The sequence below is a fragment of the Pseudoflavonifractor sp. 60 genome, from assembly GCF_009911645.1.
GTDB lineage: Bacteria > Bacillota > Clostridia > Oscillospirales > Oscillospiraceae > Lawsonibacter.
In genome coordinates this window covers 1-1,573 of the sequence record NZ_QWKI01000341.1, presented here as the reverse complement: position 1 = coordinate 1,573, position 1,573 = coordinate 1, and the positions used below count along the sequence as shown (strand labels likewise).

General features: G+C 58.4%; 2 protein-coding genes. One reads left to right on the top strand and one right to left on the bottom strand.

Annotated features, from left to right (window positions below):
• A partial coding sequence (locus D1646_RS22290) for an ATP-binding protein (protein ID WP_207709452.1) occupies positions 1-789 on the top strand: 789 nt, incomplete at its 5' end.
• Here the strand turns inward: D1646_RS22290 and D1646_RS22285 are convergent.
• Complete coding sequence (locus tag D1646_RS22285) at positions 786-1,511, bottom strand: LytTR family DNA-binding domain-containing protein (RefSeq protein ID WP_160638513.1); 726 nt, start codon at positions 1,509-1,511, stop codon at positions 786-788. The two genes, D1646_RS22290 and D1646_RS22285, sit on opposite strands and share 4 nt — an antisense overlap.
• Between the last annotated feature and the right edge of the window lie 62 nt (positions 1,512-1,573).

Genomic DNA, 1,573 nt, shown 5'->3' with positions numbered 1-1,573 from the left:
TGCCTGCTGACGGCGGCGGGGGCCATAGCGTGGACGGTACTCGGGCGCTGGCAGTTTTCGAGAGACATATTGGAAATACCTGGATTGCTGCTTTACCCGCTGGCAGGCATGACGACGGCGGCGGCGCTGGTCACAGCCCTGGCGGAGGCGGCCCGCCGGGAGACCGCCCGCCGGACGGAGGCCCGTCTGCTGGCCCAGCGGGGCGAGCTGGCCCGAAACAGCTATGAAGTCATGCGGCGGCAGCACGAACAGGTGATGATGCTCCGCCACGATATGGTGAAGCATTTCCGGGTCCTGCGGCAGACTGTCACCGATGAAAAATCGGCGGCATATCTGGACGAACTGATTGGAGAGAATGAAAAAATCCGCCCTGTGGTACAGAGCGGAAATGAAATGCTGGATGTTATTTTGAACAGCAAATTGAGCGCCGCCGACGACGCCGGAATTGCGGTGGAAATTGCCCGGATGAAAGCGCCGGACAAGCTGCCCCTGACGGACGCGGAGCTGTGTTCCCTGGTGATGAACCTTCTGGACAACGCAGTGGAGGGCGCTTCCGCTCCCGGGGTGGAACGGCCTTATATCAAGCTGGATTTTTCTGTGAAGGAGCATTTCTTTGCCATTACCTGCAAGAACGCCACGACGATGGAGCATATTCAAAAGGAAACCGCGCCGGGGCACGGTTTAGGCCTTAAAATTATCAGGCAGATTGTGGCGCGGTATGACGATCTTCTGGAAACGGAATATGGCGCAGACTATTACTGCGTAAAGATGGCGATTCCGCTGGACTAACCCTGCATATATCCCAGCAGCCTCTTTTTCAAATCAGGGACGCGATGCCTGCTGACGGGGAGTATTCTTCCGTCAGCAAGTTCTATTTCACAGGAACGCAGGTGCTTGATAAAGGCGAGGTTGACCAAAATCGTCCGGTGGCAGAAGGTAAAACTCCGCTCCGGCAGCATGGAGGCCAGCTCGGAAATTCTTGCGGAGGTTTCGATTGGTCCGCTGGTGAGCTGAAGCCTTGACCCGCGCTCCCACGGTTCCACATAGATGATGCTGGAGGGAGCCAGCCTGCTCTGGCCCTTTTCCGTGGGCAGCAGAATTTCCTTTTTCTCGCAGAAGGTTTTGTAGCAGTACAGCAGGGCCTCCCGGAGCTGCGCCCGCTGGAGGGGCTTTGCCAGATACCGCGCGGCGGATACCTCATAGCCCCGCAGGGCCATCTCCCGGTTGGATGAAATGAAGATGATGGCGGTGCTGTCCCCCAGCTCCCGCAGGGCGGCGGCAAGCTCCATTCCGTCCAGGCCCTCCATCATCACGTCCAGCAGGAGAATGTGGAACTGTGCGCCGGCCTGGATGGCGGTGAGCAGGTCTGCGGCGCTCTCATAGCTGGAGAGGGAGCAGGCCAATCCCTCCACTGTCGTGATCTCATTGGTCAGGTCCGCGGCCTGCTGGCGGTCCATGGGTTCATCGTCACAGACAGCGATCCGTACTTGTGAGTTGAGATGTTCCGGCATGATGTGGCCCTCCTGGATCGTTTTCTCTGTCCATTATACCACGGATTTCCAACGGCGCAAGG

Excerpts from the sequence above, each read along its gene's own strand:
- D1646_RS22285 (WP_160638513.1), bottom strand. The coding sequence starts at position 1,511 with ATGCCGGAACATCTCAACTCACAAGTACGGATCGCTGTCTGTGACGAT.